The 6,560-nt window shown below is 65.3% G+C and carries 8 protein-coding genes; 2 read left to right on the forward strand and 6 right to left on the reverse strand.

What is annotated here, in order from left to right:
- The 3 genes from ACFE7D_RS13550 to ACFE7D_RS13560 form a co-directional block, all read right to left on the reverse strand.
- On the reverse strand, positions 1-196 hold a 196-nt coding region (locus tag ACFE7D_RS13550; RefSeq protein WP_375395944.1), incomplete at its 3' end, for an enoyl-CoA hydratase/isomerase family protein.
- Entirely contained in the window at positions 193-1,833 is a 1,641-nt protein-coding gene (locus ACFE7D_RS13555; protein WP_375395945.1) for a (2,3-dihydroxybenzoyl)adenylate synthase, read from the reverse strand. The genes ACFE7D_RS13555 and ACFE7D_RS13550, both read right to left, overlap by 4 nt.
- 15 nt (positions 1,834-1,848) lie before the next feature.
- Positions 1,849-2,649 (reverse strand): SDR family NAD(P)-dependent oxidoreductase, encoded by an 801-nt coding sequence (locus ACFE7D_RS13560; protein ID WP_375395946.1) that lies wholly within the window; start codon positions 2,647-2,649, stop codon positions 1,849-1,851.
- A 128-nt stretch (positions 2,650-2,777) separates the two neighbouring features.
- On the opposite strand from ACFE7D_RS13560, the gene ACFE7D_RS13565 reads away from it, so the two are divergent.
- Positions 2,778-3,446, forward strand: a complete 669-nt coding sequence (locus ACFE7D_RS13565) for a TetR/AcrR family transcriptional regulator (protein ID WP_375395947.1) — start codon at positions 2,778-2,780, stop codon at positions 3,444-3,446.
- Between the two features lie 16 nt (positions 3,447-3,462).
- Here the strand turns inward: ACFE7D_RS13565 and ACFE7D_RS13570 are convergent, their stop codons facing one another.
- Both ACFE7D_RS13570 and ACFE7D_RS13575 read right to left on the reverse strand, forming a co-directional pair.
- Entirely contained in the window at positions 3,463-4,098 is a 636-nt protein-coding gene (locus tag ACFE7D_RS13570) for a TetR/AcrR family transcriptional regulator (protein WP_375395948.1), read from the reverse strand.
- A gap of 34 nt (positions 4,099-4,132) precedes the next feature.
- On the reverse strand, positions 4,133-4,474 hold the full coding sequence (locus tag ACFE7D_RS13575) for an antibiotic biosynthesis monooxygenase family protein (protein WP_375395949.1): 342 nt from the start codon (positions 4,472-4,474) through the stop codon (positions 4,133-4,135).
- A gap of 372 nt (positions 4,475-4,846) precedes the next feature.
- On the opposite strand from ACFE7D_RS13575, the gene ACFE7D_RS13580 reads away from it, so the two are divergent.
- Positions 4,847-5,347 (forward strand): MarR family winged helix-turn-helix transcriptional regulator, encoded by a 501-nt coding sequence (locus ACFE7D_RS13580; RefSeq protein WP_375395950.1) that lies wholly within the window; start codon positions 4,847-4,849, stop codon positions 5,345-5,347.
- Positions 5,348-5,361: 14 nt separating this feature from the next.
- Here the strand turns inward: ACFE7D_RS13580 and ACFE7D_RS13585 are convergent.
- A partial coding sequence (locus ACFE7D_RS13585; protein ID WP_375395951.1) for an MFS transporter occupies positions 5,362-6,560 on the reverse strand: 1,199 nt, incomplete at its 5' end.

The raw sequence follows: 6,560 nt of genomic DNA on the forward strand, positions 1-6,560 counted from the left end.
CGAGATCGGCGCCCGCGCAGAACGCCGGCGCCGCGCCGGTGATGACGATCGCCTTCACGGTTTCGTCGGCATTGGCTTTCGCCACTGCGGCGCTGAGCGCGCGGCACAGCTCTGGCGACAGGATGTTGCGGCGCTTCGGGTCGTCGAGGGTCAGGATCGCCACGGCGCCCTCCTGGCTGACGCGCAGCAGGCTCATGCGCCGGCGCCGATGCGCTGGGCGACGATCGACACCAGGTCCTTCTTGGAGACCTTGCCGAAGCTGCTCAGCGGAAAGCTGTCGAAGCGCTCGATCCGCTCCGGATATTTGTACTTGGCGAGTTCGAACTGGTCAAGGAAGCCGGCGAGTTCGGGTACCGCCAGCGCCTGTCCGTCGCGCAGCACCACGCAGGCGCAATTCTTTTCGCCCAGCACCGGATCGGGCATCGGCACGCAGGCGACGTTCTCGACCGCCGGGTGGCGCAGGATCAGTTCCTCGATCTCTTCCGCGCTGATCTTTTCGGCACCGCGATTGATCAGGTCCTTTTTGCGCCCCTCGACCATGTAATTGCCCGAGGGATGCTGGCGCATCAGGTCACCCGAGCGGTAGAAGCCGTCGGGGGTGAAGGCGCGGGCATTGTGCTCGGGCGCCTGGTAATAGCCGCGCAGCGTGTAGGGGCCGCGACAGCACAACTCCCCAAGCTCGCCGAACGCGACGGGCTGGTCGTCCTCGCCGAGCAGCATGATTTCGTCGTCGGGGCAGATCTGGCGGCCGACCGTTTCCATGCGGACATCGGCGGGATCGTCGAGCCGGACGAACATCAGCAGACCTTCGGCCATGCCGAAATTCTCTTGGACGGTGACGTTACGGAACACGCTCGCGGTGCGGCGGCGCACCTCGGGCTGGAGCCGCTGGCCGCCGCTCTGGATCACCCGGACCGACGACAGATCGTGCTGCCCGGCAAGCTTGCTTTCGGTCCAGCGGATCAGCAGCGCGGGCACGGCATGGATATGGGTGACGCCGTGGCGCTCGATCAGCGGAAACACGTCCTCGGGTCCGGCGGCGGTATGCAGCACCGTCGCCGCGCCGGAAAGCAGGAAGCCTTGCAGCCCGGGACAGGCAAGCGGCAGGTTGTGCCCGATCGGCAGCACGTCGAGCAGCACGCTATCCTGATCGATCGCGCAGACCGAAGCGGCCATTTCGCTGTTATAGGCATAATCATTATGGGTGCGCGGGATCAGCTTGGGGATGCCGGTGGTGCCGCCCGAAAGCAGGAACAGCGCCGGATCGACCGGGTCGATCGCGATCGCGTCGAGATCGCCGGCGGGCCGCGTCGCGGGGCGATCGATCAGCTCGGTCAGCGAGACGAAGCCTTCGGGCGCGGTGCCGAGGACGATGCCGTGCTTCAGGTGCGGTGCGCCGGCGCGGAGGCGGTCGACCATCGCGGTGAAGCTGAAATCGCGGTGAGCGTCGGGCGTGACCGTTGCCACCGCCGCCGCGGTCGCGACGAAAAAGCTGATTTCGCGGAAGCGATGCGGCGGCAGCGCCAGCACCGGAATAGCGCCGATCTTCTGGAGCGCGAAGTGGAGATAGGCGAATTCGATGACGTTGGGCATCTGCACGACCAGCCGGTCGCGCGGGGCGATGCCGAGATCGAGCAGGTTGAGCGCGAGATTGGTCGATCGTTCGTCGAGTTCGCGAAAGGTGACCGACCGGGTGGCGTCGATCAGCGCGGTGCGATCGGCGAAGCGGTCGCACCAGTCCTTGAACACGTCACGCAGCGGCCGGTCGCGCCAATAGCCCCTGGCGCGGTAACGCGCGGCGAACTCTGCAGGAAACGTTACAACTCCGTCCATTGTCTTCTCCGCTTTCTAGCTGACGAAACTGTAGCCGCCGTCGATGACGACGGTCTGGCCGCTGGTGAACATCAATTGCGTGGCGAGCGTCAGCACCGCTGCGCCGACATCCTCGACGCGGGCATTGCGCTTGAGCGGGGTGGCCTTGGCGCGTCGCTCCATCAGCCGTTCGTAATTGTCGCCGAGCGTGCGCTCCATCCAGTCCCCCTCGAGCCAGCCGGGCGCCACCGCGTTGACCCGGATCGTCGGGCCAAGCGCGCCGGCAAGCGTGCGCGTCATCGAGATGATTGCCGCCTTGCTCGACGAATAGGGCAGCGGCTGCGGTCCGGGGCGCAGCCCGACGATGCTCGCCGTGTTGACGATGCAGGCCTGGGGCATCGCCTTCAGCAGCCGCGTCGCGTGCTTCACGACGAGAAAGGTGCCGCGCACGTTGACCGCGAACACGCGGTCGAAATCGCCGACCGTCATCGTGTCGAACTTGTTGGGCGGCACGTCGCTGGTAACGCCGGCATTGTTGACGAGCAGGTCGAGCCGGCCGCCAAACCTGCGCTCGACCGCGGCGATCATCGCGATCACGTCGGCTTCCTCGCTCACGTCGGCCCGGATCAGCACGGTTGCGGCGCCCGTCGCCTCCGCCAGGCGCGCGGTCTCGCGCGCCGCATCCTCGCTCCGGCTGTAATTTACCGCGAGATCATAGCCCCCCCGCGCCAGGCTCTCGACAATCGCCCGCCCGATCCCGGTTGCCGCGCCCGTCACGAGCGCGACGGGCCTGTTCGTCTCTGCCACCAATCCACTCCATCCAACATTTTCGATCATGATCGAAAATCAGAAATGAAGCTCCATGTCAAGCGATACGGTACCGTGTCGTTGAGAATGATGTGCCGGTGACCATTGCCCGCGGCCGCAAACGATGCCACAGCGGATCGGCAACCGGAGATCGACACATGCCGAAGAAGGCCACGGCCGAGCAGGAGCGGGGGGCAGCGCCGCCGAGACGGCGGACGAGCCGCGTTTATGTGCGCAAGACCGACATCGTGCTTACGGCCGCGGAACGGGTGTTCCTGCGCGCAGGCTTCGCGGCGACGAGCATGGACGACGTCGCGGAGGAAGCGGGTGTCTCCAAGCGTACCGTATACAGCAATTTCGGCAGCAAGGAGCGGCTCTTCGCCGAGGTTGTGGGCAAGCGCTGCGCATCGGTCGTGCCGGACCCGGCGACGTACGCGGCCGCGCTCGACCAGCCGGTGAGCGAGGGCTTGCGCCTGTTGGCGGTCGCATTCCTGAAGGGCATCTTCCATCCCGCGCAAGTGGAACTCTACCAGACGGTTGTCGCCGCCGTGCGGCGGCGGCCGGAGGTTGGCCGGATCATGTATGACGGTCCGATCACCCAGTCGCAGCGTCTGTTCGCCGATTATCTGCGCGTGCAGTCCGAAACGGGTCGGCTGGCGCTGGACGATGTGGAACTGGCTGCGGCGCAGTTGATCGCACTGTTGAAGACCAACATCCACATGAAGCTGCTGTTCGGCCAGCCGGTGCGGATCGGGCCGAAACTTATCGACTCGAGCGCCCGCGCCAGCGTCGAGCTGTTCCTGCACGGGGCGCTGCCCCGCCGCTGAACGGGGACCGTCCGGGTCAGGTGGCCAAAGCCCGCATCGGCAATGCCATCAGCCGGTGAAGTTCGACCAGTCCGCGTGCGATATCATGGGGCTGATCCGCCGCCCACTGTCTGACCGCAGAGGTATAGATTGCGAACAAAGTGTCTGCCGCGGCCTCGACGTCGGTATCCCGGCGGACGCGGTGCGCCTGCATCATTGCCGCGATCCAGACCGCGAGTTCGGTTCGTGCCTGCACGCGCCGCCTGAGGATGGTTTCCAGATGAGGATTGGCCGAGTAGAATTCCAGCTGCTGCAACGCATGCCGGCTCAGCGTCGGCACGGTTGCCCAGAAGGCGTAGAGATGGCCCAGCCCGGCCACCAGCTGATCCAGCAACGGTGCGTCGCCATCGACGTCCCCGAACAGCGGCGGCAGCATCTTCAATTGCTCGACGAAGATCATTGCCAGCAGCCCCGACTTGTCGGTGGCGTAGGCAAACACGGTCCCGAAGCCGACCTGCGCCACCTCGGCGATCTCGCGCAGGGTCGTGGCGTCATATCCCTTTTCGACGAAAAGCCGCCGCGCGGCGTTGCGGATCGCCACCTCCTTGGCCTGCTTGTTTCGCTCGCGACGGCCGGGCGGCACCCCGTCTGGAACGATCGTGGAAATGCTCATCCAGGCTTCCGCCCGCCGAATGATCGGCCCCGGTTCATGCAGCGGGCGGTGTCGACGCGATCCAGTGCTCGGCCCGCTCGGCTGGCGCGAGCGCGTCGGAATAGACGTTCAGGATGGTCTGGAAGATGGCGGGATGCCCCTTGACCCCCGGCACGGCATATTCGGTCGGGTTGTAGTCGTCGTGCGTGCTCTTCCACGCTTCGGCGCTGGTCCACCGGGCGACGTTGATGAACTGGAACGTCTGGTTGCCGGTGCCGGTATTCCGATGGAGGTGAGTCTCGATGAAGCCGGGCTTCGTCTTGAACACCTCGGTCGTGAGCGTCCATTCGCGCAGGAAGTCCTCCTCCCGATCCTGCGGAACCAGGAAAACGTTCATCAATGTCACGGCCATCATGCTCACCCTTTTCGACGATTTCGCAATGCACCATCTAAACCATCGGAGCCGCCCGGGCAATAACGCTCTACTGACAAGTTTACACTAGAGAGTCTTTTCGTTTCGGACGGCACCGGCCCGCTCCCCCGCCCGGCCAACCAATTCACTGTATAATATGGTTGGCCGGGCGGGGGAGCGGGCCGGTGCCGAATCGACGCAAGTCGGAAAAATGCAATATGCATCGGCGGCCGTGCTGACGGCATCGACGGCGAAAGCCGGGCAGCGCACGGTTGTCAACGCCCGGGCGCCTAGGCATAATGCCGGGCTCAGCACGCGGCATTGGCTTGCGCGCCACAGTTGCGCGGGATTTTAAGAGTGAAGCGAAATCGGACAATCGCGCGGCGGCGGCCGGAAACGGCAGAGCCGGCGACGGCGGCGGCGGAAGGTCCGCGGTTCGGCTGGTACATCCGGCGCATCTGGCGGCTGATCCAGCGATCGCTCGAACTGCGGCTGGCCGATGTCGGCTTGTCGGTGCCGCAATACATGATCCTGCGAGAACTGTGGTCCGATGACGGCATGACGCAGCGCGACATGGCCGCGCGTATCGGCATAAGGGCGGCAAGCGTGGTCCCGATCATCGATAGCCTGCAGGCCCTGGGTTTCGTCGAGCGGGTGCCTAACCGCCAGGATCGGCGAAAGATCAATATCGTCCTGACGGCGCTGGGCCGCGACTCGGAAGAGCTGCTGGGCCCGATCGGCCATGCGGTAGGCGATGTCGCCTTGCACAACCTTGGGACGATCAGCCGCAACGAATTCTATGGCTACCTCGATCGGATCATCGTCGAGCTTGAGCATGATCGGGGCGACGCCGGGTAGGGTTGGATGAAGCCCTAGACTCCGGGCGCGTCGGCAGGCCGGTCCCGCAGCAGCAGCACGCACGACACCACGACCGCGGGCGGGATGCACATGACATAAAACAGCGCCACCCGATCCAACCCCGAATACAGCAGAAAACCGGCGACCAGCGGGCCAAGGATAGCCCCCAGGCGCGAGCTGATATAGGTCAGGCTGCCCATCGCGACCTGTAGCTGCGAGGGGTAGCGGGTTGCGACGATGGCGGTTGCCCCGACTTGCGATCCAACGCCGAACAATCCGGCCAGCACCAGCACCGGATCGATCAGGTTCCCGAGCAAATGCGTCTGTCCCAGCAACGCAACCATGGGAATAGCGCAGGCGTAACCGACTACCGTGACCCGGATCACTCCCCACCGGTCCATCAGATAGCCGAAGGTGAGGATCGCGCCGATCGCGCCGGCATTGAGATAGGCGCCCCTGATCGATGCCTCGCGCGCTGACGATCCGGCGCCGCGCAACAACGCCGGCACCCATTGCGTGAGGAAATAGCCGAGCACCGCGCCGAACAGGATGGCGACCAGGACCAGGATCGTCGATCGGGCATATCCGCCACGAACGAGCTCCCTGACGGGCGCCCGCATGACTTGCGGCATCGCGCGAGAGGGCAGCTCGCCGGGGCCGACCGCTATCCCGTCTGCTCGCAACGCTTCGACGATGCGATCGTCGCCTACTCCCTGCCGGACGAGCGAGGACACCGACTCGCGCACGTTGAACCATATGATCGGAACGATCACCAGGGGCACGATGGCACCGACCAGGAACGTCGCACGCCAGCCGAATTCGGGGGCGAGGCGCGCCGTCGTCAAGCCTGCCAGAATGCCGCCAAGAGGAATGCCGCCGATCACGAAGGCGATCGAGCGGGCCCGTATGCCCAGCGGGATCGACTCCGCGATGGTGGCGAGCGTGAGCGGTATCGCCGCGCCAAGCCCGATCCCGGTCAGGAGCCTGGAAACCAGCAATTCGGTGGTGTTTCCCGCAAATGTCGTCGCGGCTGATCCGATCGCGAACCAGAGCAGGCAAGCCGCAAGAAACGAGCGGCGGCTCATGCGTTTGCCCAGCGCGCTGGTCGCCGCGGCGCCCAGTATGGCTCCAGCCAGCGACGCGCTGAAAATAACGCCGAGCAACGCCGGATTGACCGACCACTCACGCTTAATGAACGGAGCCGCGAAGCTCA

The organism is uncultured Sphingomonas sp., assembly GCF_964244235.1.
In the GTDB taxonomy this organism is placed as follows: domain Bacteria; phylum Pseudomonadota; class Alphaproteobacteria; order Sphingomonadales; family Sphingomonadaceae; genus Sphingomonas.